Annotated in this window: 20 protein-coding genes; 11 read left to right on the top strand and 9 right to left on the bottom strand. The window is 36.6% G+C overall.

Going from position 1 to position 26,129, the window contains the following annotated elements; translation table 11 throughout:
• Positions 1–2: 2 nt before the first annotated feature.
• The gene (truA, locus tag WC623_RS23555; RefSeq protein ID WP_372855802.1) at positions 3–812 is read left to right on the top strand and encodes a tRNA pseudouridine(38-40) synthase TruA; all 810 of its coding nucleotides are present in this window, start codon (positions 3–5) and stop codon (positions 810–812) included.
• Positions 813–901: 89 nt separating this feature from the next.
• Positions 902–1,357: a DoxX family protein gene (locus WC623_RS23560; protein ID WP_372855804.1), complete on the top strand. Its 456-nt coding sequence runs from the start codon at positions 902–904 to the stop codon at positions 1,355–1,357.
• Positions 1,358–1,376: 19 nt separating this feature from the next.
• On the opposite strand, the gene WC623_RS23565 is transcribed toward WC623_RS23560, so the two are convergent.
• Genes WC623_RS23565 through WC623_RS23580 form a run of 4 tightly spaced genes read right to left on the bottom strand, consistent with a single transcriptional unit; the run spans position 1,377 to position 4,638 of the window.
• Entirely contained in the window at positions 1,377–1,886 is a 510-nt protein-coding gene (locus WC623_RS23565; RefSeq protein ID WP_372855806.1) for a shikimate kinase, read from the bottom strand.
• Complete coding sequence (locus WC623_RS23570) at positions 1,887–2,942, bottom strand: ABC transporter permease (RefSeq protein WP_372855808.1); 1,056 nt, start codon at positions 2,940–2,942, stop codon at positions 1,887–1,889.
• A 2-nt stretch (positions 2,943–2,944) separates the two neighbouring features.
• Positions 2,945–4,096 carry a BT_3928 family protein gene (locus tag WC623_RS23575; RefSeq protein WP_372855810.1) on the bottom strand — a complete coding sequence of 384 codons (1,152 nt, stop codon included), beginning with the start codon at positions 4,094–4,096 and terminating at the stop codon, positions 2,945–2,947.
• The gene (locus WC623_RS23580; protein WP_372855812.1) at positions 4,096–4,638 is read right to left on the bottom strand and encodes a DUF1599 domain-containing protein; all 543 of its coding nucleotides are present in this window, start codon (positions 4,636–4,638) and stop codon (positions 4,096–4,098) included. Before WC623_RS23580 ends, WC623_RS23575 begins: the two co-directional genes overlap by 1 nt.
• A gap of 70 nt (positions 4,639–4,708) precedes the next feature.
• Here WC623_RS23580 and folP point away from each other — a divergent pair, with 70 nt between their 5' ends.
• The 3 genes from folP to WC623_RS23595 all read left to right on the top strand — a co-directional run bounded on the left by folP (position 4,709) and on the right by WC623_RS23595 (position 8,892).
• A complete protein-coding gene (gene folP / locus WC623_RS23585) occupies positions 4,709–5,566 on the top strand; it encodes a dihydropteroate synthase (RefSeq protein ID WP_372855814.1) in 858 nt (285 codons plus the stop codon).
• A 70-nt stretch (positions 5,567–5,636) separates the two neighbouring features.
• Positions 5,637–6,428 (top strand): diadenylate cyclase CdaA, encoded by a 792-nt coding sequence (gene cdaA, locus WC623_RS23590; protein ID WP_349786478.1) that lies wholly within the window; start codon positions 5,637–5,639, stop codon positions 6,426–6,428.
• 100 nt (positions 6,429–6,528) lie between these two features.
• Positions 6,529–8,892 (top strand): ATP-binding protein, encoded by a 2,364-nt coding sequence (locus WC623_RS23595; RefSeq protein WP_372855816.1) that lies wholly within the window; start codon positions 6,529–6,531, stop codon positions 8,890–8,892.
• Positions 8,893–8,945: 53 nt separating this feature from the next.
• Here WC623_RS23595 and WC623_RS23600 read toward each other — a convergent pair whose 3' ends face one another.
• Positions 8,946–9,356 carry a BrxA/BrxB family bacilliredoxin gene (locus WC623_RS23600; protein WP_372855885.1) on the bottom strand — a complete coding sequence of 137 codons (411 nt, stop codon included), beginning with the start codon at positions 9,354–9,356 and terminating at the stop codon, positions 8,946–8,948.
• A gap of 192 nt (positions 9,357–9,548) precedes the next feature.
• Here WC623_RS23600 and ahcY point away from each other — a divergent pair, with 192 nt between their 5' ends.
• The gene (gene ahcY / locus WC623_RS23605; RefSeq protein ID WP_349786481.1) at positions 9,549–10,865 is read left to right on the top strand and encodes an adenosylhomocysteinase; all 1,317 of its coding nucleotides are present in this window, start codon (positions 9,549–9,551) and stop codon (positions 10,863–10,865) included.
• Between the two features lie 84 nt (positions 10,866–10,949).
• Here ahcY and WC623_RS23610 read toward each other — a convergent pair whose 3' ends face one another.
• From WC623_RS23610 to WC623_RS23620, 3 genes are all read right to left on the bottom strand, one after another.
• Positions 10,950–12,470, bottom strand: a complete 1,521-nt coding sequence (locus tag WC623_RS23610) for a RagB/SusD family nutrient uptake outer membrane protein (protein ID WP_372855818.1) — start codon at positions 12,468–12,470, stop codon at positions 10,950–10,952.
• 24 nt (positions 12,471–12,494) lie between these two features.
• The gene (locus WC623_RS23615) at positions 12,495–15,587 is read right to left on the bottom strand and encodes a SusC/RagA family TonB-linked outer membrane protein (protein WP_372855820.1); all 3,093 of its coding nucleotides are present in this window, start codon (positions 15,585–15,587) and stop codon (positions 12,495–12,497) included.
• A gap of 343 nt (positions 15,588–15,930) precedes the next feature.
• On the bottom strand, positions 15,931–17,955 hold the full coding sequence (locus WC623_RS23620) for a hypothetical protein (RefSeq protein ID WP_372855822.1): 2,025 nt from the start codon (positions 17,953–17,955) through the stop codon (positions 15,931–15,933).
• A gap of 505 nt (positions 17,956–18,460) precedes the next feature.
• On the opposite strand from WC623_RS23620, the gene WC623_RS23625 reads away from it, so the two are divergent.
• Positions 18,461–18,892, top strand: a complete 432-nt coding sequence (locus WC623_RS23625) for a hypothetical protein (RefSeq protein WP_372855824.1) — start codon at positions 18,461–18,463, stop codon at positions 18,890–18,892.
• Positions 18,893–19,485: 593 nt separating this feature from the next.
• On the opposite strand, the gene WC623_RS23630 is transcribed toward WC623_RS23625, so the two are convergent.
• A complete protein-coding gene (locus tag WC623_RS23630; protein WP_372855826.1) occupies positions 19,486–21,054 on the bottom strand; it encodes a mechanosensitive ion channel family protein in 1,569 nt (522 codons plus the stop codon).
• 24 nt (positions 21,055–21,078) lie between these two features.
• Here WC623_RS23630 and WC623_RS23635 point away from each other — a divergent pair, with 24 nt between their 5' ends.
• From WC623_RS23635 to WC623_RS23650, 4 genes are all read left to right on the top strand, one after another.
• Complete coding sequence (locus WC623_RS23635; RefSeq protein WP_372855828.1) at positions 21,079–21,798, top strand: pyridoxine 5'-phosphate synthase; 720 nt, start codon at positions 21,079–21,081, stop codon at positions 21,796–21,798.
• 12 nt (positions 21,799–21,810) lie between these two features.
• On the top strand, positions 21,811–22,374 hold the full coding sequence (locus WC623_RS23640) for a hypothetical protein (protein WP_372855830.1): 564 nt from the start codon (positions 21,811–21,813) through the stop codon (positions 22,372–22,374).
• A gap of 90 nt (positions 22,375–22,464) precedes the next feature.
• A complete protein-coding gene (gcvP, locus tag WC623_RS23645) occupies positions 22,465–25,341 on the top strand; it encodes an aminomethyl-transferring glycine dehydrogenase (RefSeq protein WP_372855832.1) in 2,877 nt (958 codons plus the stop codon).
• Between the two features lie 124 nt (positions 25,342–25,465).
• The gene (locus WC623_RS23650; RefSeq protein WP_372855834.1) at positions 25,466–26,053 is read left to right on the top strand and encodes a YceI family protein; all 588 of its coding nucleotides are present in this window, start codon (positions 25,466–25,468) and stop codon (positions 26,051–26,053) included.
• Positions 26,054–26,129: the final 76 nt, after the last annotated feature.

The following is a 26,129-nucleotide window of genomic DNA, read 5'->3' on the forward strand; positions in this document are numbered from 1 at the left end:
AATTGAGATACTTTGTTCACATAGGTTACAACGGTTTAAATTATAGTGGATGGCAAAAACAGCCAGGAATAATGAATGTACAGGGTGTTTTGGAAAAAGCACTTACTGATATATTAAAGACTCCTATATTTATTAATGGTTGCGGCCGTACTGATGCACAGGTTCATGCCAGTCAATTCTTTTTCCATATGGATGTGGAACAGCCCTGGGATTTCGACCTGATGTTTAGGATTAATAAATCCTTACCGGGCAATATTGCGGTCTTCGATATCATTCCTATGGATGGACAACAGCATGCCCGATTTGATGCTGTACAACGATCGTATGATTATTTCCTGCATACCTATAAAAATCCATTTCTGAATGGATTGAGTTCATTTTACTTATTAGATAAGCTTGACTTTGATAAAATGAAACAAGCTGCTGCAATACTTCCTAATTACAAAGATTATAAAGCTTTTTGTACCAGCCCTGATAAATATGAACATACCCTCTGTTTTGTGAGATCTGCAAGTTTATCTGTAGATGAAAATGGAGATCACCTTCGTTTTCAGATATCCTCCAATCGTTTCTTAAGTAAAATGATCAGGATTATCATGGGACAATTGTTAAAGATTGGGAAAGGAGTTTTGAGCGTTGATGAATTTGAAAGTTATCTCATCGAAAATAGAACACCAGAACTAATCACCCCAGCTCATCCACAGGGACTTTATTTATCGAAAGTAACCTATCCTTATCTGGATTTGCCCCCAAGACAGCAATTTTCTTCTGTTTTGCAACAGCAGGCTGACTTAACCTGGAAAATACTTTAATTACTTAATTATTAAGAATTTACTCTTGTTTTTTTCATAGCTTTTCATTAACTTTAATAGAGGACTTCATTAAAAAGAAGGCATTCTATATGACAGTTATTCAAAAAATTGAGCACTGGGGTGACGTTCATCGTACCAAATGGCTTGATGTGATACGCATCGTATTAGGCATACTTATCTTTAGCAAAGGCATTGCCATCGTAAGCAATACAGCTGCATTACAAGACATGTTATTACAAAACAACACTTATGCTTTCTCGGGATTAATGTCTAGCCTTGGACTGCATATTGTTGGCTTTATACATCTTGTAGGAGGTATTTTAATCACTATTGGCCTACTTACGCGTTTTGCTGCTGTAATACAGATTCCAATATTGATCATTGCTGTATTTTTTGTAAACCTTTCAAGAGGGTTCTCAGTCCTTAACAATGAGTTATGGCTTTCAATCCTTGTTTTATTGCTACTCGTCTTGTTCTGGGTAGTGGGCTCTGGTCCGCTCTCCGTAGATCAGGCTATGAAGAAAAGACCAAATATCTATAGATAAATTAAGCTAGTCATAGACTTTATTGCCAGCTTAAAACTGCTGCCCTCATCGCATCAGCGGTGAGGTTTATGCCATTTATCTTAAGCAATGCACGTTGATAAAACACGTTGCGTTCATTGAGTTTGTTCTCAATAAACTCGATCATCTGTGCTTCAGTCAGATCTTTAAGCAATGGCCGTTTATCTTTTCCACTTTCCAGGCGCTTTGCTAAGGCTGCAGGAGACATTTCTATGTATAAGGATAAGCCATTTTCATTCATCCAGTCCATGTTATCGAAAAAGCAAGGAGCCCCACCACCTGTTGCTATTACAGCATTCGCCGGATAATCAAAAGTCTTTAACGTTTCACTTTCCAATTCCCTGAATGCATCCTCACCATGACTAGCAAAATATGCACCTATTGTGCTTCCAAGACTTTTTTCTATCTCATGATCAAGATCAACAAATGTATACCCCAACTTTTGAGCAAGCTTTTTGCCCATTGTACTTTTCCCGCAGCCCATAAAGCCTATCAGAAATATTCTCATCATTTATGCAAGTTTTACCCTTGGATCTGCAAAGGCATATAATATATCAACCAAAATATTAATTATCACAAATATAAAGGCTATAAAAAGAATAGAGCCCATAACAACAGGAAAATCAGACATTTCCAGTGCATTTACAGTAGTACGCCCAAGTCCGTTATAGCCAAAAATGTATTCTACAAAAAATGACCCTGCCAATAAAGAAGCAAACCAACCTGATATAGCTGTAATAACAGGATTCAAAGCATTTTTTAATGCATGTTTATAAATAATTACGTTACGGCTCAAGCCTTTCGCCTTGGCCGTTCGGATATAATCCTGAGCCAGCACATCTAACATAGCACTACGCGTTAACTGCACTATAATTGCTAGTGGCCTTAAGCCTAGTGTAACCATGGGAAGCCATAAGTTTTTCCAGGTCATAATTTCTCCTTTAAATGGATCATAACTATACAGACTACCTGACATATTAAGACCTGTATAATCACTTAAAACAAAACCAAAAAGCCAGGCTATGATAATTCCTGCAAAAAAAGAAGGTGCTGAAATTCCTAATATAGCAAAGGAGTTGGCCGCTTTATCAATCCAGGTATCCTTATTTACTGCTGATATTACGCCTAAAAAGACACCTATAACCGTTGCAAATACCATTGCAGTAAAAGCCAGGATAAAGGTATTGGGAACCGTCTCAGAAAGAATAGTTGTAACATCCCTTTTCGTTTGATAAGATCTCCTTAGGTAAGGCCATTTAAGGGCCAGTACATGATCGCCAACAGCAATCAGCTTTAAATAGTTGTATTTCTCCTTATCGGTTACAGTATCTTCATGATAACCAATCGGAGAAAGATCATTAAGATAAAGAAAGAACTGCGTAGGCTTAGACTTATCTAGTCCAAACTCCTTTCTTACTGCCTCAAGAGAAGAAACATCAGCCCGTTGTCCCATTGTCATCCTTGCCGGATCACCCGGCAGGATGTTAAACAAAATAAACACCACTACAATTACGCCAGCCATTACGGCAAATCCATACAAGATCTTTTTAATGGCGTATTGCAGCATATTTATTTACTAAAATATTGATCAGTCAATTTATCAAAAGTTGGCATCGTATTGAAATGCCATTTATTGATAACTACACCATTTTTAAGCAACAACACTCCAGGATTTGATCTAACCATGCTCTTTAATGGTACTGCATCAGCATAAAAAACCTCTGCAAACAACTTCATCCGTTTACTAAACTCATCAGCATCACTCGCTGAATTTGAAGTAAGTAAAACCGTTCTGATATTAAATTGTTCCGTTGCATTTAAAGCAATTGCATTAATCTTAGCAATAGCATTCTCATTTACATCCTTAAGATTATAGGCTACTATAACCAGGTTGTAATATGGATTTTCTATCAATTCCTTGGTATAATCTGTTCCCGATGCATCACTAATCATCAAGTCCATAATTTTAGGCGTATATCCTTTTTTTACAAGTACTTTCTCTGGTTCACCTACAATCTCCCATTTTTCATCTTTCCAGATTTCGGTTTTCAGGTAATCTTTATCGCTCATCACCTTTTTCTCATTAGTTGTTTTGTTGTGCATGTTATACATGATTGCATACTCATCCCCTTTTTCTCCTTCAGGAATTTTCATCAATTGAGGTAGATTTGCTCCAACTTTATAAGGTAAGAAGTCAATAACTGGAAGTGTACTATAGGTGTAGATACCAAATAATGTTGATGCCAGCGTCACAATAATTAATAATGCAGATTGTAACTTAGAATTTTCTGTAAGCGGCTTGATCAACTTATGTTGCATAAACAGATAAATGATCAGGACCAGTAAAACCAGATCTTTAGAAAACGACTGCCATGGAGTTAAAGGAATAGCATCCCCAAAACAACCACAAGAAGTCACCACTTTAAATGCAGCAGATACAAAAGTTAAAAAAGTAAAAAATATAATTACAAGCAATAATCCGCCTGTAACCTTTTTACTCCAAAAGCCAAATAGCAGTAAAGCGCCAAGTACAATCTCCAATACACAAAGTAATACAGCAATACCTGTAGCAAATTCGCCCAGGAACGACATGCGGAATACCTCAAAATACTCCTGCAATTTGTAACCGAAACCAAGTGGATCATTAGCTTTAATTAATCCCGAGAATATAAAAAGGATCCCAACAAATATCCTTGAAAAGTTTAACGCGATCTTCTTCATTACTGTACTTCCAATTTAATCAATGCAAACACTGAATAATTCAGCATATCCTGATAATTCGCTTTCACCCCTTCAGACGCAATTGTTTGTCCCATATTATCTTCAATCTGTTTCACTCTAAATACCTTCATCAGGATGAGGTCCGTTAATGAGCTAATCCTCATATCCCGCCATGCTTCTCCATAATCGTGGTTTTTATTGAACATAAGTTCCTTGTTTTCGTTTACCAGTTCCTCATATTTTGCTTCCACCGCTTTCAATTCCATTTCCAGCGGGTCACTTTCATTCAGTTCCAGTTGCATCATTGCTATTATACAATAATTTATAATGCCGATATATTCAGGAATAATTCCTTCCCCTACTTTAGAGATTTTCTTTTCTTCCAACGTACGAATGCGCTGAGCTTTGATAAAAATCTGGTCAGTAATAGACGCTGGTCTTAATATGCGCCATGCCGTACCATAATCTTTTGTTTTCTTTAAAAAAAGCGATTTACAAACCGCTATAACAGCGTCGAATTCCTGAGATGTATTTGTTGCCAAAACAATTAATATAATAAGTTAAAACCCGTTTTAATACCAGTCCTTTTTTATCTAAGTTTGCATTAAAACAATGGCTAAAGATACATTTTTAAACCGAAAGACCACACTAAACGTTAAAGGCCGAATCGTTGATTTGAGCAGTCCATCTGTGATGGGAATACTTAATCTTACCGATGATTCATTTTACAGCAATAGCCGTATCAGTTCATTAGAACTGGCTTTACAACGCGCTGAAACCATAATCAGTGAAGGCGGTAAATTCATAGATATTGGGGCATATTCTTCTAGACCAGGTGCAATTGATGTGACCGCACAACAAGAAATTGACAGGATTGTGCCCGTAATGGAGTCCATTGCAAAAAACTATCCAGATGTCTTGATTTCGATTGACACTTTTCGCGCTGAAGTAGCCCGTTATGCAATTGAAGCAGGGGCACATATTATAAATGATATTGCTGCTGGTAATATGGATGAAGCTATGTTTCAGACTGTAGCAGATTTAAAAGTTCCATATATTATGATGCATATGAGAGGGACACCACAAACCATGCAACAGCATACAGATTATGATCATTTGATGCTGAATATGATTAGTTATTTTTCGGTTAAAGTGGATGAATTAAAAAAATCAGGAGTGAACGATATTATTCTGGATCCAGGATTTGGTTTTGCAAAAACCCTTGAACAGAATTACGAAGTATTAAAGCACATGACTGACCTTGATATCCTTGAACTTCCTGTTCTTGCCGGATTATCAAGAAAATCAATGATTTATAAATTCCTTGGTGGTGGCCCGGAACAAGCATTAAATGGAACAACAACCCTAAACACCATCGCGCTATTAAAAGGGGCCAATATTTTAAGAGTCCATGATGTAAAAGCAGCAGTAGAATGCATTGCATTGGTTACAAAGATGCAACACCAATAATATGGCTAAATTTCCTAACTTGGCATTAAGAAAATAAAGCTGATTTTATAGACAGCATAATAAAACACAGGTGAAAACATTAGAATTTGATTTCTTAAAAATAACAGTTACAGATGCAGTAGATATCATTCTGGTTGCACTGATCATATATTACATTTACAACCTGATTAAAAACACGCTGGCTGTAAACCTATTATTGGGAATGGTTATTATCCTGGTAATATACTGGGTTGTTGCTGCCCTTAACATGAAGCTGCTTTCGAATATCCTAAATCAGTTCATGAATGTAGGGATTATTGCCTTGATTGTTATATTCCAACCGGAAATCAGGCGATTCCTCCTATTAATTGGAAAAAATACATTTTTACAACAAAACAAAGCCTGGTGGGGTTATTTATTTGGCAGCAAGAATATTGAACAAAATAACCTGATCAGAATTAAACCTATCATTGATGCTTGTAAAAGCATGAAAAAGACCAGAACAGGTGCTTTGATTGTATTTGTTAAGTTCTATGATGATCAGCTATTTGCGAATAGCTGCGAGCTAATCGATTCTAAAATATCAAAACGATTACTTGAAAGTATTTTTCAAAAGTACAGTCCACTTCATGATGGTGCTGTAGTTATTGCAGAAAATAAAATTAAAAGTGCCAGCTGCATTCTTCCTCTAACTGATAATGATAAACTACCTCCGCAATTTGGCCTCCGCCATCGTGCAGGTATAGGCATTTCAGAAACCGCTGATGCTGTAGCAGTTATAATTTCAGAAGAGACAGGAGAAATTGCCTATGCCAAACAAGGAAGAGTGCGAATGAATGTTTCATTCGGAGAATTAGAAAAATTATTAAATAAGGACTTCTAATTTTTTGCTATTAACTTGTTAATTAACATATATTAGCGCAAAAATTAAAATCATTAATCGATTAACCCTACACCGTTAATTAAGTATTTTAATATTCTTAATGGAGTTAAGTAAGTGTTTTTATAGCGTATGGCTAATGCTATGCTGCTTTACAAGTTGTGTATTTGCAAATTCTAATGTAGAAATCCCTGTCGCAAAAAATGGGGTAATAGATCTTCGCGAACAAAATTTAGAGAACAAAATCCCTCTTAAGGGCGAATGGTTATTTTACTGGAACCAACTGTTAGATCCTAAAAATATAGAAAATGGTAATGCTGAACTGGTAGACTTTCCTTACAGCTGGACAGATAAAAAAAATGGGAAAAGCTTACCTGCATTTGGTTATGGTACTTATTCTGTCAAAGTTATATTACCAAAATCACGACAGTCTTTAAAAATTGCTATGCCAGATGTTTATTCAGCATACAAACTATACGTGAATGGGCGTTTAGTGGGAAAAAATGGAAAAGTTAGTACTGTTGCCGATAACTTCATTCCATATTGGGAACATAAAACAATAGATGTGCCAGGTGGCGCAGATACATTAAACCTCGTATTGCAGGTTTCAAACTTTACCCATAGAAAGGCGGGGATTAAGAAAAACATCTGGATTGGCAATAAGGATAAGGTTATTTTAGACAGAAAACAAACCGAGGCCATTGATCTTTTATTGACAGGATGCCTGATTATGGGTGGTCTTTTCTTCTTAGGATTATACCTGATGGGTAACAGAGACAAGCCCATTTTATTGTTCGCTCTATTCTCTATAGTGTATAGTTATAGAGTAGCAGGAACAGACAATTATGTACTGCATACAATACTTCCAGATGTAAGTTGGGACCTAATGATCCGGCTTGAATATTTGAGTCTATTTTTAGGAATTAGTCTATTTACTTTATATACCAGATACCTATATCCAGGCGAAGTAAATAAAATAATTATATGGGCTATTGGATCATTGTGTTTCGGCTTCTCCGTTGCAAGTATGATAATATCGCCGTATTACTTTTCGCAGCTAACCAATCCATTCCTGATCGTAATGACTTCTTGCTTGATTTATATACCTTATGTATATATCATTGCCTACAAAAGAAAAAGACCAGGAGCAATTTACACGCTATTAAGTACGATTGCATTAATGCCTGTCTTTGCAATTACTTTACTTAATTATTGGTCATTCATTCCAACATTCCAACTATTGTGTTTTGTGTTATACATTAGTTTTTTCTTTCTTCAATCACTCATCTTATCTCACAGAGTATCTTTTGATCTCAAGAAGTCTAGAATTGAAGCAGAGGAAGGACTCAGGGCAAAAAGTGAGTTTTTAAGCACCATGAGCCATGAAATCAGAACTCCGCTAAATGCCGTGATTGGGATGAGCCATCTTTTGCTAAAAAACACCCCGAGAAACGATCAGAAAGAGCAGCTTGATGTGATGCTTTTTTCAGCAAACAACCTTCTCTCTATTGTTAATGACATTTTAGATCTGAATAAGATTGAAGCAGGGAAAGTTACCTTCGAAAGAATTGAAATGGATGTAGCCTCCATTGCAGGTAACATTGTTTCCGGAATGCAAAGTGCAGCCAATGATAAAGGAATTGGCCTGATGCTTCATGTAGATCAGAGATTGAACAATAAATTACTTGGTGACCCTACCCGATTATCACAAGTGATGACAAATCTTGTTCATAATGCTATAAAATTTACCAATCAAGGCTTTGTACAAGTGGCGGTAAATCTAACCACACAAACAGAAACATTTGTCACCTTAACTATTGAAGTAAAAGACACAGGGATAGGCATTTCTAAAGATAAACAGAAGATTATTTTCGAACGGTTTACTCAAGCTGACTCCTCCACCTCCAGAGGTTTTGGAGGTACAGGTTTAGGATTGTCTATCTGTAAAAGAATACTTGAATTACAGAACTCATCATTAAATGTAATTAGTACCGTAGGCAAAGGTTCTACGTTCTATTTTGTACAGACTTTTGAAAAAAGCCATAAGACCCTTGAACATAAAAAACAAGAACTTTTACCAACAGAAAGTGACAAACCTCTTTCAGGAATACATATCCTGCTTGTTGAAGACAATCTGATGAATGTATTAGTGGCTCAAAGATATCTGGAACGTTGGGGAGCAACAATCGAGGTTGCATTGAATGGGCAGGAAGCTTTAGATAAATTAGATGTAAACAGGCATAAATTGATATTGATGGATTTGCACATGCCTGTAATGGACGGCTATAAATCAAGCATGCAAATGCGACAGAATGGTGTTACCTTGCCTATTGTTGCACTAACTGCAAACCTGCCTGATGAAATAGAGGACAGGGTGTTTGCAGCGGGAATTGATGACATAGTGATCAAACCATTTTTACCGGATGAACTGTATAGAAAAGTACTATACCATATTTCCGAAAAGTAAACAAAAACAGAAGGGCTACCTTTTCAGATAGCCCCAGTCATTATTTTTTGTGATTAGCAGTATTGATCAAATGCTCCAATTAAGCTATCAGCGATCATTTGAGCGGGACGCCCTTCAATTTGATGACGTTCAATCATATGAACCAATTTACCATCTTTAAACAAAGCCATTGCTGGTGATGATGGTGGAAAAGGCATCATATACCCTCTTGCTCTATCAACTGCTTCTTTTTCCATCCCTGCAAATACTGTTACCAGCTTATCAGGATGTTTTTCGTTAGCTGCGGCCAGTCTCGCTGCCGGACGTGCATTAGCAGCAGCACAGCCACATACAGAGTTTACAACTACGAAGACAGTTCCCTTGCCAGTGATGGCATTGTCCACATCTTCTGCAGTTTTTAATTCTTCAAAACCTACTTTAGTAAGTTCTGCACGCATCGGTTCTACTAAATATTCTGGATACATATACTTTAGTTCTTTATTAATTTCTATTTCAATATACAAATGTACAGCACTTGTAGTTAGCATCAAAGGTTATCAGCTTTATGCTTTAGTTTTTACCGTTAAATTACTTTAGGATCAGATTATTCCATACTTTTGCATAACGAAATCCCGTTCTAGAACAACTTGGATTTCATAAACTTAAAAAATAATAATATGTCATCAGTAGAGACAACTTACGTTCCTTACAAAGTTAAGGACATTTCACTGGCAGAATGGGGCCGCAAAGAAATCGGATTGGCAGAGGCAGAAATGCCAGGATTGATGTCATTACGCGAAGAATTCGGACCATCAAAACCTTTAAAAGGTGCACGCATTGCAGGATGTTTACACATGACCATCCAAACTGCGGTTTTAATCGAAACATTGGTAGAACTAGGTGCTGAAGTAACCTGGTCTTCATGTAATATCTTCTCCACACAAGATCATGCCGCTGCTGCAATTGCTGCTGCAGGTATTCAGGTTTATGCCTGGAAGGGGTTAGACGAAGAGAGCTTCGACTGGTGTATTGAACAAACTTTACACTTCGGACCAGAGCGTCAGCCATTAAACATGATTCTTGATGATGGCGGCGATTTAACTAATATGGTGTTCGACAAATTCCCTGAGCTGATTCCAGCGATTAAAGGTTTATCTGAAGAAACGACTACAGGAGTACACCGTTTATATGAGCGCATGAAAAATGGCACATTGCACTTACCTGCAATTAATGTAAACGATTCTGTTACTAAATCTAAATTTGACAACAAATATGGTTGTCGTGAGTCATTAGTTGATGCGATCCGTCGTGCAACTGACGTAATGATGGCTGGTAAAGTTGCTGTTGTTGCAGGTTATGGTGATGTTGGTAAAGGTTCTGCAGAATCTTTAAGTTCACAAGGTGTACGTGTTATTGTTTCTGAAATTGACCCGATCTGTGCATTACAAGCTGCAATGGAAGGATATGAAGTAAAGAAATTTGCTACAGCTGTTAAAGAAGCTGATATCATTGTAACCACTACTGGTAACTGTGACATCGTTCGTGCTGAACACTTCAAAACCATGAAAGACAAAGCTATCGTTTGTAATATTGGTCACTTTGATAATGAGATTGATGTTGCCTGGTTAAATAAAAACTATGGTGATACTAAAGTAGAGATCAAACCTCAGGTTGATAAGTATACTATCGACGGCAAAGATATCATCTTATTGGCTGAAGGCCGTTTGGTAAACTTAGGCTGTGCAACTGGTCACCCAAGCTTTGTAATGTCTAACTCATTTACAAACCAAACATTAGCGCAATTGGAATTGTGGACAAACACTGATAAATATGAGAACAAAGTATATGTTCTTCCTAAATATTTAGATGAGAAAGTTGCACGTTTACACCTGGCTAAAATTGGTGTTGAACTGGATGTATTAGATCAGCATCAAGCAGACTATATTGGTGTTCCTGTTGAAGGTCCGTTTAAACCTGAAGCATACAGATACTAAGAAAGAATAAGCCTAAGTGAATCGGCTTAATGAACGGTCAAGTAGAACATGGTTTTACTTGACCGTTTTTATTAGCAATGGATTCTAGAAAGTATACCCAGGATTTTGTTCAAGGGCTCTATTTCTTTCCCATGCCTCCCGTGGAATTGGCAAACGTATAGGCTTAGTTTGAAGCCATGGTTTATTCGCCACATCTAAGGTTGAATAATTGGGTCTGTTGTCACGAATAAAGTCCAGGAAACGACCTCTGCGATTTAAATCAGAGAAAGCACCAGCAGATTCCCAGATAAATTCCATTCTTCTTTCATAAAATATAGCATCAAGAACATCGTCTTTACCCAAGGTAAGTGGTTTTGGATCTAATTTAGCACGCTTACGGATACGATTCACTTCAATCATGGCATCCTGACTGCGACCCACTTCATTTAAAGCTTCAGCGTAATTCAATACCACCTCGGCATAGCGCAATACAGGTGCATTTACGCCAGAATTTCCAATAGTTGCTTTTTGCCAATATTTAGTGAGAATATAACCCGATTTAGACCAACCGGCAGGAACATTAACAGGCATTACAAACGCTGCCATATCCTGATGAGGTTCTCCTGGACCAATGATAGCTCTCCAATAACGATCATCTTTGATTCTGCCAGTCTGATCCTTTTCAAATGCTTCTACCCAATGTGCCTGTGGAACAAAATTACTCCATGCTCCGGAACCTGTAAATTGAGATGGAGCTCCACGAGGTGCTGTTCTGTAAACAATGTTACTACCCTCGCCATCATTTCCTCCACGAAACTGAGTTGCGAAAAGCATTTCTTCATTTCCTTCATTAGTTTCCAAAAATACATCTCTGAAATTCGGTACAATATCATAGATTTTTAAATCATTGATATCCTCACTTGCCTTAACAGCGTCGGGCCATTTCTCCTGCCATAAATAAGCTTTCACTAAAAAACCTAAAGCCGCACCTTTGGTAGCACGCCCTAAGTCCTTTCCCTGCCAGGTTGGAGGTAAAACAGCAATTGCATCATTTAAGTCTTTCTCTACCTGCACCCAGATATCCTTAGCACTGGCTCTCGGAATTTCCATGTTTGAAGAAGCATCAAGCTCATCCAGCACTAAAGGAACACCACCGAAATAGTTCACCAGGCGATAATAATAGATAGCCCTTAAAAATTTTGCCTGAGCAACAATTTTTGCTTTCACGTCATCAGCTAAACCCTCCATTTTACTTACTCTGGAGATCGTTAAATTAGCACGACTTATTCCAATGTAGGTTTGACTGTACACATCTCTTATTTTTGTATTGCTGGCAGGCAAGTTCAGGGAATGGATTTCAATCCTCGCTGCAGATCCGTCCATTTCATACAAATCACCACTCATAGCCCACTCAATATCGGCAGCATCTATAGATACACCATAAGTTTCATTAGGCTGTAATTGTCCATAAACACCGGTAAGGGCTGATTGAGCATCTTTTTCAGTTTGAAAAAAATTAGCATCCGTTAACTGATCCTTAGGTGTTAAGGTTAGAAAGTCTTTGGTACATGAAGAAAAAATGCCTATGCTTATAAAAAGCATTATATATTTAAATCCTGTTTTCATTTTCGTTAAGATTATTTTTGAATATTATAGCGTAAGATTAATACCTGCGGTGAAAGTTCTTGGCATTGGGTAAACACCATCGTCAACTCCTGCCCTAATCGGGTTTGTACTACCGACTTCAGGGTCAAATCCGGAATATGAAGTGAAAGTGAACAGGTTTTGAGCACTTACATAAAACCTCAGGCTCTTAAAGGACTTTAATTTGTTAAAGACAGAGGAAGGTAAACTATAACCCAAAACAATATTCCTAACTCTCATATAATCGCCTTTTTCCACATAAAAAGAAGAAGCATTTGCATAATTCCCATTGGCGTCCACATATTTCAATGCTGGGATTTCATTTTTACCGCTTCCCGGTGTCCACCTTTCTAAAACATTTATAGAGCTGTTCACAACTCCTGTCCCACCAAAATACTTCATTGGATAGATAGAAAACTTATTAGAATGGAAGATCTCATTTCCGGCTACACCCTGTAGTAATATGTTTAAATCAAACCCTTTATAAGATAAATCCAGGTTCATTCCATACATGATTTCCGGCCATGGTGTCCCCAATTTCACTTTATCAAGGTCAGATAGAATATTATCGCCATTGATGTCTTTAAACTTAAAATCTCCCGCTACTGCATTAGGCTGCAAAGTTTTATTGACTTCTTGATTAGTCTGATAAATTCCATCTACCACATAACCTCTATAATATCCTATTGGCTGGCCAACTTCCGTATAAGAAGAGCTCATACTGGTAAAGTTAATTGTTGGTCCGTTGATTGGTCTGCCCACACCTAAACTAGTTACCACATTGGTTAACGTTGAAATATTTCCATTGACATCAATTTTCAATCCTCCTACTTCAGTTTTGTAACCAAGCAATAATTCAAAACCTTTGTTTTGTACCGCCCCTCCATTTACAGATGGAGCTGTAGTAAAACCAGCTTCATAAGAAACGGGAAGGTTAACTAACATATCCTTTGTGTTCTTAACATAATAATCGGCTGTCAGGTAAACCGAATTATTAAATAAAGAGGCATCTATACCAATATTTGTTTGTTCTGTAGTTTCCCATTTTAAATTAGGGTTCCCCGGTCTCGACATAGAGGCTCCTAAAATTAAATCCTGGTTTGGTCCGAACACATAGTTATCACTTGCAGTTCCACTTCTAATGGTGTTTAAATAACCGAAGGCACCTATGGCATCATTACCCAATTGTCCCCAGCTACCTCTAATTTTCAATGCATTAATAAAAGATACTTTTTTAAGGAAATTTTCTTCTGAAATGTTCCACCCTGCAGATACCGATGGGAAATTACCCCATTTATTATTTGGCCCAAAATTAGAGGAACCATCTCTTCTGATACTTACCGAAAATAAATAACGATCATTAAAACTATAATTTACACGTGCCAGATAAGAAGCCAGGGCATAATCGCCTCTTGTACCACTTGCTTCTCGCAAATCTGTTTTACTACCATTAATAACTTGTAATTGCTCATTAGAAAATTCCCTCCCCACAGCAGTAATCCAGTCAGTTTCACTTTTTTGTGCAGTTTGTCCAACAACAGCCGATATATTATGCTTGTCAATAATTTTGTTAAAGGAAAGTGTATTCTCAATTAACCAGGTTAAATCAACAGCTGCAGTTTCACTTAAATAAGCCTGAAGATTTCTATAATGTCCACGTTCTGCGGTAGGCTCCCAGGAAGTATTTCTATTGTTATCGTTGTCAATACCCAAACTTGTCCTGAATTTCAATCCAGGGATAATTTCATAAGCACCAAACACATTTCCGAAAACCCTTGAATTTTTTAAACGATTGTCCATTGACCTTGCCCGAAGCACTGGATTATCTCCCTGTGTGGTATAATAAGCGGAAGAACCATTGATGACTGCATCAGGACCAAGCGTAGGATAAAATTGCTGTGCCAGGTTAAAAATACCATAATTCATTACCTGGTTCTGCTGACCTTGCGATTGTGTGATGGTATAAGCAAGGGAACCACCAAATGACAATTGATCACTTGCTGCTAAATCTGCTGTAAATCTACCTGTATAGCGTTTATAGTTTGTTTCAATCATGGTTCCTTCCTGATCCAGAAAGCCCAGAGAAACGGCAGCTTTTAATTTCTTTGTACCTCCAGAAGCACTAAAATCATAATTTTGAACTGGAGCATTTCTAAAAACCTGATCAATCCAATTTGTACCTTCTCCAAAAGAAGCAGGATTTGCCCATTCAGGATTGGGCGTCATATTTGAATTGGTATAAAGTTCATTCGCTAAGGTTGCAAATTGTTCCGCATTTAAAAACTCAGGTTTTTTCCACAGCTGAGCCATACCAAGTGAAGAGTTAAAATTAACTTTTGCCTGCCCCTCTTTACCTCTTTTAGTGGTCACTAAAATAACTCCATTCGCCGCCCTTGAGCCATAAATCGCCGCTGATGCTGCATCCTTCAACACTTCGATAGATTCGATATCATTAGGATTAATAACAGATAAGCCATCAACTTTATCTGAACTCCGACCAGTTCCCATACTTCCACTACTTATTGGAAAACCATCAACCACATATAAAGGTTGGTTACCTCCAGTTGTACCAACGCCTCTGATCCGTACGGAAGAAGAGCCTCCTGGAGCGCCTGAAGTTTGTGAGACATATACACCAGGTATTTTACCCTGAATAGCAGATGTAAAACTTGGCGTAGCTACCTTTACCAAATCTTCTGACTTAATGGAAGATACCGCTCCTGTCATGTCTTTCCTACGTTGAGTTCCATAACCTACTACCACAACCTCATTTAAATTACTCGATTCGGGTTCTAGTTGAACTGTTAAATCGGTTTGGTTATTTACACCAACCTGTTTACTTTGATATCCGATAAAAGAAAAAACTAAGGTATCGGTTGATTTTGTAGCAATCTGAAAATTTCCGTTCACATCGCTGGACGTACCGCCACTGCTTCCTTTTATTTTTATACTTACACCTGGCAAAGTAATTTGATTAGTTCGATCTACAACTTTTCCACTCACATTTAGAGGCCCCTGGGCATAACCTACTCTTGGGATTAAAGCAAATAGAATCCCGAAAAGGAAACATGTTGCAGTAAAATTCTTTGTTTTCATCATTTTGTTTAGGGATTTAGATTTACACTGTATGGTTAATTATGCTTGTTTAATTAAATAATAGATTATTCGGTTACGTACCCGTCAATTGAGATCTGTTGTTTCTTTCATCCTTTATCCAGATGATTAATTCGCAGTACGTTAATTAAGATTGTTTTTAAGAGACAAAACGGTTACGTTACCGTAAATCTAAAATACCTTTTATTTTTCACATTTTAGTACCTTATGGAATAATGAATCGAAATTTTGGACGAATACAAAAAACAGGTCTTAAATCTGTTCGAAAATTAAAAAGGGATACAGTTAAAAAACTGCACCCCTTTTTGCTATAAAACATTTTTACCTTTTAAAAGCTAGCATTTAAAGCAATACCAACTGTTTTAGATAAAATAACATCATTTACATATCTTTTATCTAGAACCAGGTTTCTGGCAACAAGACTTATATTCAGATCTTTTAGTTTTTTATCGGAAATCTGATCTTTAAAGTTATAGCCAAATGATAAATAATTTAAATTGATAAAAGTAGCTTTTTCACTCCGCAATAGAACCATGTTTCCAGAATAATCAGGGCTGATTACAGGATGATTAAAATAAGCACTACCATTTAGATTCAAAGAAAAGTTATCATAAGAGAAATGCTGTTGCATACCTGCTTGAAGTACAAGTTTAAAATCAACATTAGAATTCAAGTCCACCTGATTACCTGAGACCATTTTAGTTTTATTCTTAAAGAAATTCAATCCAGTATTCCACCTAAATAAAGCATTTTTAAAAACATCTGCTGATCCCCAAACTCTCCACCCGCTATATGCTACTCTAGCTTGAACCACCATTGTCTCAAACCCATTACCAACCGAAGGTATACTTACGCTTATAAAGGCATTATTATCATTTTTATACCAATCAGCTGAGAGCTTTAATCTATCAAAAAATATAGTCTTCAGACCAAAGTTCCGCACTTTTACTTTATCTAAATCATCATTTAAATTCGCATTGATAAACATATTAGCGAATTCGTCAGTAATACCTATCATGTTAGATTCAGTAATTAAAGGGACAAATGAACGATATTCACCATAAGATCCAAACAAGCGAATTTCATTCACCTCATTTACATCTTTTAGTAAAACCTGTTTAAAATTCAAATCAGCATAGAAAAATGGTGCATAAATAGCTTTTGTCAATGATTTTTTATACTTGTCTGAACGAACACCACCTTTTAAGAACAAAACATCATAAAAGTTAACAGAAAGATCACCTACAAGTGTGTAATACTCAAGCCAACTTTTAGTTAAATTCTCAAATGAATTTGATTGTTGTCCATTAAAAAAACTCTTAGATACCACTTCGTAATCTGAATTGAATTTATGGTACTGAAAATTTGCTCCAGCTTTAAATCTGATCTTATCTTCATCTACGTTAAAACAATAACTTAAATCATCCTGAAAAGACAAATATTTATACTTGCCACTCCTCAATTCGTTTGAATGAGACTCCGCAGTATAACTGGTATCATAATAACGAGAGGTTTCAGTATTCAAGCCTTGATCAACGACTGTTTTCCCTTTTAAGACTTTAATTTCATTTATCAAACCCTTAACCGGTTTGACATTCATATAAAATGTACCATTCCAAACATCGTGTTTAATTTTAGCATGAGAATTCATTGTACTAGAATTAGCAAGCTGAATATTACCTATTTCCAGACTTCCTTTAACAGGGGCATAATTTGCATTCAATCCAAGATCTAACCATTTTAAGGGTGAAAACCGTAAATCTCCATTCAATTGAAATTGTCTGGTAAAATCATAACCTGTAATGTTTCTGGTCCCACTGTTAAATCCAGCAGATACACGCCATGAAAATTGATCTAGTCCTTCCGATAAAGCCACATGATAGCTTTGCAGCATGCGGTCTTCCTTATTAACCAACTCTTTCTTATAAAAGTTGTTTCCCAATACCGTATTTACATCTAACCTTAGCGGCTGCTTCAATTTAGCTGTCTTTGTAGTAATTAAAATTACTCCATTAGGTGTTTCGTTCTGAATACCAAGCTTAGCATTTAAACCTCCGCGGTAATAAGCAATCTGTTCTATGTTATTAATATTAATTGCATCAATGCTTTTCCATACAAAACCATCTACAATAAATACAACCTGAGATTCCAAATTCGTAGTATTGATATGGTCTATTCCCGGCAGTCTCCCAATTAGCATTTCACTTAATTGTCCACCAGGGAAATTCTTCAGTTCATCCCCTTTGATTATAAAGTCTGGATGTTCCATCCAAGTATTTTGACCTGATATATCTTGCGCACTCGCAACAAAAGTAAATATCATTGCGAAAAATGATAAGAGCGTTATTTTCATGTAAAATATTTTTTGAGCAAAAATAGGAATATTCACCACATATCATAAAGTTTTATGCTTATCCTTTATTTACAACCACAGTATTCTGTATGGCACTTCGAAGAATTATATTTTGCATATACTTATAGGTAATATCATCTTCCAAATTTTATGAAGGTTTGCTTAAGAAAAACTGCAGATTGCTCTGATTTTCTAAAATTGTAGATTACCGTTATATTTCATGATAGCTTTGTTGAAACCTTAACCAGCAAAAATGTCAGAACAACAAGATTTTACGACGGAATACCTTACCCGCAATGGATAACAGAATGCTATCTTACCGGGTAATGCTCCGGCGCAAATATCAACTTCCGGTAAAGCAATACGTGATCTTCTGGCAAGACCAAAATCAACCATGCCATATGTCATTAATGAAGAGCATTTACAGTTCCAATATCATTTAATTGCATTACAGCAATATAGCCATAAGCTATTTTTAAACTCCCCGATACCAGAACAGAAACTGATGGCAATATTTGGTAACTTTGAAGAAGAAGCACCTGTCGAAGTGATTAAAAAAATATTACAGGGAGTAGAAGAGCAAGGCAATGGAGCATTAAGTAAAAATCGATATAGAGAACAATTAAGAGGATTAATACAATTACGTAAACTGGGTAAAGAATTTAAAATAGCTATGGGAACGATCACAAAATTTAAAGTTGAAAAAGATCCTTTTTATCAGGATGGGATAAAAAAAGGAACTGAAAAAACTGAAGCACGGAAAAATCACGATTTTGTAGAGAACTTGATACTAGAACTGAATTTATCTGATGAAAAAATAGCGCGTATTGTAGAAGTATCAGATGAATACGTAAAAAAATTCGCAAAGAAATTGCTTCCAGAAAATAAAAGCATCATATTATTTTATCAAATCCGCTGGATCAATTCGTCATCATAAAGGATTTATCTTTCCTAAATACTCCCTGTTTGCTGCCTTTTATCATTTAAGGAAACCACATGTATGGGACCTAATATCCCACTTCTTTATTCTTGCCATGATTAATTGATTTAAAGTTTTTATTAGATTTTTTTGGGATTCGTCAGGAGACGAATAGTACCTTCTTAAACTATTTTTATACTGCTTCTGTAAGGAATTACTATGAGTTGGATTTTCCCGAACAAAGCAGAGCGAGAGAGCAAGGAGGTCCCTCTTAAATTCGACTTTGCTATTAAGCTGAATACCGCCATCCTATAAGCCTGACATTCATCCAAAAAAATGTTAAAAAAAGTTTTTCTTCTGTTATGTTTTTGATTCATAACCCAAAAGTAGGATGAAGAAAAAACGGCTTGTCGCAGGACGTCCCGATATGACGGTTTATGTCGTAATTGTCGTAATAATAACTTTGTTACACAATCACACCTCACAAAATATTAAATAACGTGAGTTCAGATAGAAATGTAAGACAGCGAACTTGTAGGAGCAATAATAGGGTTATAATAGTATTAACATCAAAACCAGCTGATGGAAATATAAGTGAAGGATAGGCTATATTAGTTTGTATTCTGCAAGGTACTTGCGTTTCCATCTCTGATAGCCTGGTAATGTGGCGACATAATCTCTATCCCTGCTGCATCAAAAGCCATGTGAATATTTTTATGAATTTCGGAATAAATAGCTGGCATCCGCTTAGGGTTGTTGATATAAGCATTCAACTGATAACACACGTACCAGTCTTCCAATCCGGTTTGCAATACAAAAGGCTGTTTCTCTTTAATCACTCCTTCAGAAGCCATTGCTGCACCAATTAACAATTCATGAATCTGATTCCATGGAAGGTCATAACCTAAGGTGACAGTGGTGTGGATAATCAAGTCATCCTGATTTGCCATACTACTATAATTCACAGTATTACCACTTAATATAGCACTATTAGGAATAGTAATCAGTTCATTTTTAAAGGTTAGCACCCTAGTTACCAACAATGACTTTTCCTGAACTGCTCCTGTTGTGTCACCAATCTTCACAATATCTCCTATTTTAAAAGGGCGCATATAAGTAATCACCATTCCTGCTACCCCATTACTTATAGCGGATGAAGAACCAAAGGAAATCAACAGTCCTAAAAACACAGAAACCCCCTTAAATATTCCAGAATCCGAACCTGGTATAAATGGCCATATAACTACTATCATAAAAGCATTTAATACTAGTTTAACTATATTATATGTTGGCCTTGCCCAGTCAGCATAGAAGCCATTGATATTAAGTCTTTCTGATTCTATTTCAGTTGCCAGAAATTTAATTGCCTTTTTAAGGTAATGAAATACCAGTACAACAACCCCTATGGTAATCAAATCAGGAATAAAAGCTATAATTGCGCTAAATATATTTTTCAAGGGGTTGAGTACAAAACCTATCAAACTATCACTCCACGGTTTGGTCCATGGGAAAAGTCTGAACACAATAGGCAAAGTCAGATAGACAAGAATAAATATTATGAATACTTTAATAAGATTAAGCAGCTTACGAATAATAAGCATTTCAGTTCTGCTATTAATCAGCTCATAATTTTTGATTTTAAAGCCTGAAATTTTTGCGTGTAACTTAACCCTTAACCAGGCATTAAAACGATTCGAGTATTTATTCAGGAAAAATATACACATCCCCAATATTGAAATTATTAGAAGACCAAGTGCCGCACGCTTTAACAGCTCCGTTACATCAGTCTCCTTTTTATATTTATCTATATTATTCAGGATAATTTCCTGGTAAGCTTTAGCCATCACCTCCCTATCCATCTTTACAGAATCTGCATCTGCCTGTGACAAACTCAATATCACATTACCCTTATAAGCGACTGCGATCAGACTTGAATCACGTTCAGTAATTAAAGAATCAGGTACAAAAAGCATATCTTCAGCTAATTCTTCAACTTTTGTGGACGTTCTCTCTGCTCTTTCTGCGGCAGACAAAGAGCCCAGTTTATTTTTAACAAAAAACAATGTATCCGAATGAGCCACAACAGGATATCCCTTAAAAATAGCTGTTTCGGTTTGGGCATAAGCTAAATTGTAAATGATAGTTAGAACTACAAAAACAAGCAGAGATCGTTTCGACATAGGTTATTTATTTTATATTTGTGCATGGCACATCTATCCGTAAATATCAATAAAATAGCTACGCTTCGCAATAGCCGTGGCGGTAATAATCCCGATCTTGTAAAAGTTGCTTTAGACTGTGAGCGCTTTGGTGCTGAAGGCATAACCGTACACCCCAGGCCTGATGAGAGACATATACGTTATCAAGATGTTTATGATTTAAAAGCTGTGATTGCTACAGAATTTAACATTGAGGGCAATTGCAGAGAGCAGAAATTTGTTGACTTAGTATTAGCAAACAAACCAGCACAGGTTACATTAGTACCAGATGCAGATGGACAAATCACATCCAATCATGGCTGGGATACCATAAAACATACCGATTATTTAAAGGAAATGGTATCCATCTTTAAATCTGCAGGTATTAGGGTTTCGATCTTTGTTGACCCTGTAGTAGAAATGATTGAAGGCGCAGCAATTACTGGTACAGACAGAATTGAATTGTATACTGAAGCATATGCTCAAAATTACTTCGGTAACAGAGAAAAAGCTATTTTACCTTATGTTGCAGCTGCCCATAAAGCGAATGAACTGGGTCTAGGAATCAATGCCGGCCATGATCTTGATTTACATAACCTTAAGTATTTTGCAGAAAGCATCCCTGGACTCCTGGAAGTAAGCATTGGTCATGCATTAATTAGTGACGCTTTATATTTTGGCCTTGAAAACACCATACAAATGTATCTGCAAAAGTTAAAACACTAAACAGAGTAAACTATGAAAGCACATATCCCTTTGTTCCTTTTATTACTGATTTTTATAAGCAGTTGTGGAAACAATGCAGTCCTGGAACAATCTGCTGCTTCTGACATTGTTGCTGCTTATCTAAAATCGAATCCTGTGTATGAATCGGAAAAGATAGATCTTGGAGAGATTAAATTCAAAAGTGGTTCAGACAAAAAAGAGCTGGCTAAGTTCAAAGAACTTAGTAACAATGGATATATAGAGATGCAGTTACAAAAACAAAAGAAAAAATTCCTGTCTAAAGACAGCTCCTATGTTTATATGATTACGCTGACAGACAAATCAAAACCTTACGTGTTAAAACAAGAGCAAAACAAAGCTATTGTAAAAGTAATGGAATATGTATTGGACAATGACAAGCCTGCAACCTTAGATAAGGTAGGAAATAAAACGGCCAAAGTAACGATCATGCTTAAAAAACAACAAAATTCTTTTACCGTTTTTTATAAAGACAAAAATACAGGCAGCAATTTCATCACTAAAACCTACAAATTAAAATATAATAAAAAGGAAGGCTGGGCAGTAGCCGGGGAATAGCCTATTAATTCTTACCTATTTATGAAGTGTTTTGACTGAAGCTAAGGGTATTTTTTATTACCTTTGCGCAACTTTTTATTCATACACTGCATGAGCTTAAATATTCATTACCAAGAGAACTTTAAAGACCGTCACATTGCACCTAACACACAGGACACCAATGCAATGTTAAACACCATAGGAGTTAAATCTATTGACGAACTAATTGAACAAACAGTTCCTCAATCTATCAGATTAAAACAGCCATTAAATTTACCAAAAGCTAAATCTGAGACTGATTACCTGGCTGCGTTGAAACAAACAGCATCTTTAAATAAAGTTTTCAAATCTTATATTGGTCAAGGTTATTATGATACGATAACCCCAGGAGTGATATTACGTAATGTAATGGAAAACCCAGGATGGTATACCCAATATACCCCTTACCAGGCAGAAATTGCACAAGGCCGTTTACAAGCCTTATTAAATTTCCAGACTACAGTAATTGACCTTACAGGTATGGAAATTGCAAATGCATCTTTATTAGACGAGGGTACTGCTGCTGCTGAAGCTATGTTCATGCAATACAGCTTGCGTAAAAACCAGGTGGCAAAGAAATTCTTTGTTTCTGAATTGTTATTCCCTCAAACGATTGATATTCTAAAAACCCGTGCCAATCCTTACGGTATTGAATTGGTTATTGGTGATCACCAGTCGTTTGAACTTACTGAAGAGTTTTTTGGTGCAATCATCCAATACCCTGCAGGTAATGGTGAAGTGTTTGACTACAGGACTTTTGCTCAAAATGCACACACTAAAAACGTAAAGGTTACAGTTGTAGCCGACTTAATGAGCCTTACCTTATTAACTCCTCCTGGAGAATGGGGTGCTGATGTTGTAGTAGGTACAACTCAGCGTTTTGGAATTCCAATGGGATTTGGTGGCCCACATGCTGCTTACTTTGCGACAAAAGACGAATACAAACGTTCTATTCCGGGCCGTATTATTGGGGTAACAATAGACAGCAATAACAATTACGCTTTGCGTATGGCATTACAAACGAGAGAGCAACATATCCGTCGTGATAAAGCTACTTCCAACATTTGTACTGCACAGGCATTGTTAGCGATTATGGCTGGTTTCTATGCAGTTTACCATGGTCCAAAAGGATTAAAATTAATAGCAGAACGCACACATGGTCTTGCCGTTACTCTTGCTACATCTCTAGAGAAAATAGGATACAAACAACTAAACAAATCTTATTTTGACACAATACAATTAGATTTAGGCAGCTTAGTTGACTCAATACACAGAGAATGTATAGACAACGAGCTTAATTTACATTACAACGGCAGCATTGTTACCATTGCAGTAGATGAGACTACTTCCTTTGAAGACATTAAATTACTGACTAAAATCTTTGCTAAAGTAAAAGCTGTTGCAGCTGATGCAGTAGAGATTGAAGATAAAAATATAAAGTCTGTAATCCCTACAGCTTTACAACGTACTTCTGATTACTTAACACATCCAGTATTCAATTCGCACCATTCTGAACATGAGATGTTGCGCTATATCAAATCACTGGAAACTAAAGACCTTTCACTTTGTCATTCAATGATTGCCTTGGGTTCATGTACAATGAAGCTAAATGCAACTACTGAAATGATTCCCGTAACCTGGCCAGAGTTTGGAAAAATGCATCCATTTGCACCTGCAGATCAAGTTTTAGGTTATTATAATGTATTTAATGAGTTGAACAAATGGTTAAGTGAAATTACTGGCTTTGCAGCTATGAGTTTCCAACCAAATGCTGGTGCTCAAGGCGAATATGCAGGTCTAATGGTTATCAGAGCTTATCACCAGGACCGTGGTGATCATCACCGTAATATTGCTTTAATTCCTTCATCTGCTCATGGAACCAACCCTGCTTCTGCAGCAATGGCTGGAATGAAGATCATTATTGTTAAATCTCTTGAAAATGGAAATATTGATGTTGATGATTTAAGAGAAAAAGCTGAAGCAAACAAAGAGAATCTTTCCTGTTTAATGGTTACTTACCCATCTACACATGGTGTATTTGAAGAAAGCATCATCGACATCTGTAACATCATCCACGAAAATGGAGGACAAGTTTATATGGATGGAGCAAACATGAATGCTCAAGTTGGATTAACTAGTCCTGGTCATATTGGTGCAGATGTTTGCCACTTAAACTTACATAAAACATTCTGTATTCCTCACGGAGGTGGTGGTCCGGGCATGGGTCCTATCGGAGTTGCAAAACACCTGGTTCCTTATTTACCAGGACATGCGGTAGTTGACATCAACAATGAGAAATCTATCCACGCAGTATCTTCTGCGCCATGGGGTTCAGCTTCAATATTAATTATCTCTCATGCTTATATCGCAATGATGGGTGCTGAAGGATTAACTAACGCGACAAGATATGCGATTACCAATGCCAATTATATGAAAGCGCGTTTGGAACAGCATTATCCAGTACTATACTCAGGAGCTAACGGCCGTTGTGCACATGAAATGATCCTGGACTGCAGAGGTTTTAAAAACTTTGGAATTGAAGTGGTTGACATTGCTAAACGTTTAATGGATTATGGCTTCCATGCACCTACAGTATCTTTCCCTGTAGCTGGTACATTAATGATTGAGCCTACTGAAAGTGAGCCTAAGCATGAACTGGACCGCTTCTGTGATGCCTTAATCGCAATTAGAAAAGAGGTTGCAGCAGTTGAAAGTGGGGAATTAGATAAGTTAGACAATCCATTAAAAAATGCACCACATACAGCAGCAGTTGTTACTGGTAATGATTGGAACCATAACTATAGCAGACAAACAGCTGCTTTCCCACTACCTTATGTAGCTGCCTATAAATTCTGGCCTTCCGTAGGTAGAGTAAATGATTCATATGGAGACAGATCATTAGTTTGTGCTTGTCCTCCAATTGAAAGTTATCAGGAAGATTTCGCTTAACAATTAGGTAACGAAAAAAATATCATAGATCAATTTAACCAGTCAAACCTTTTGATACATTTGCTGTCATATACAATGTATCAAAAGGCCATGACTGGTTTTTCATTTAAAAAAATCTAAAACAATGAAATTAAAACTTACATCCTTAGCACTACTCCTGGTAGTTATCGCAACTTCTGCTTTTAAAGCACCTGTAAAACCTATCACCTATAAAGTAGATGCTTCACAATCAACACTTACCTGGATTGGCAAAAAAGTAACTGGAAGCCATAATGGTACAATTGCTTTACAATCAGGAAGCCTTTTATTTAATGGTAAAAACTTATCTGGGGGAAACTTTGTAATTAACATGACTACAATTAAAGACGCTGATAAAAGTGAGAAACTGGAAGGCCATCTAAAAGCTGACGATTTCTTTGGTGCTGATAAATTTGCGACTTCTACTTTCGTTATTAAAAAAGTTGCCGCAGCGGGAAAACAAGTAAATGTAACAGGAGACCTGACTATAAAAGGCATAACCAATTCAATTACTTTTCCAGCTAGTGTAGTGTGGAATGCAGATGGTTCTGTAACAGCAATTGCAGAAAAGGTAATTGTTGACCGTACTAAATATGGCATTAAATACAGATCTAAGGGTATGTTCCCTGATGTTGGAGACAAAATGATCTATGATGATTTTGAACTGAGCATTAAGCTAGTAGCTAAAAAATAAGGAGCTATTTAGCTCAACTTTACTATAGGCTGCACCATTTATTATGATGCAGCCTTATTTATTTTAATAAAAAATA

The organism is Pedobacter sp. (genome assembly GCF_041645105.1).
Lineage (GTDB): Bacteria > Bacteroidota > Bacteroidia > Sphingobacteriales > Sphingobacteriaceae > Pedobacter.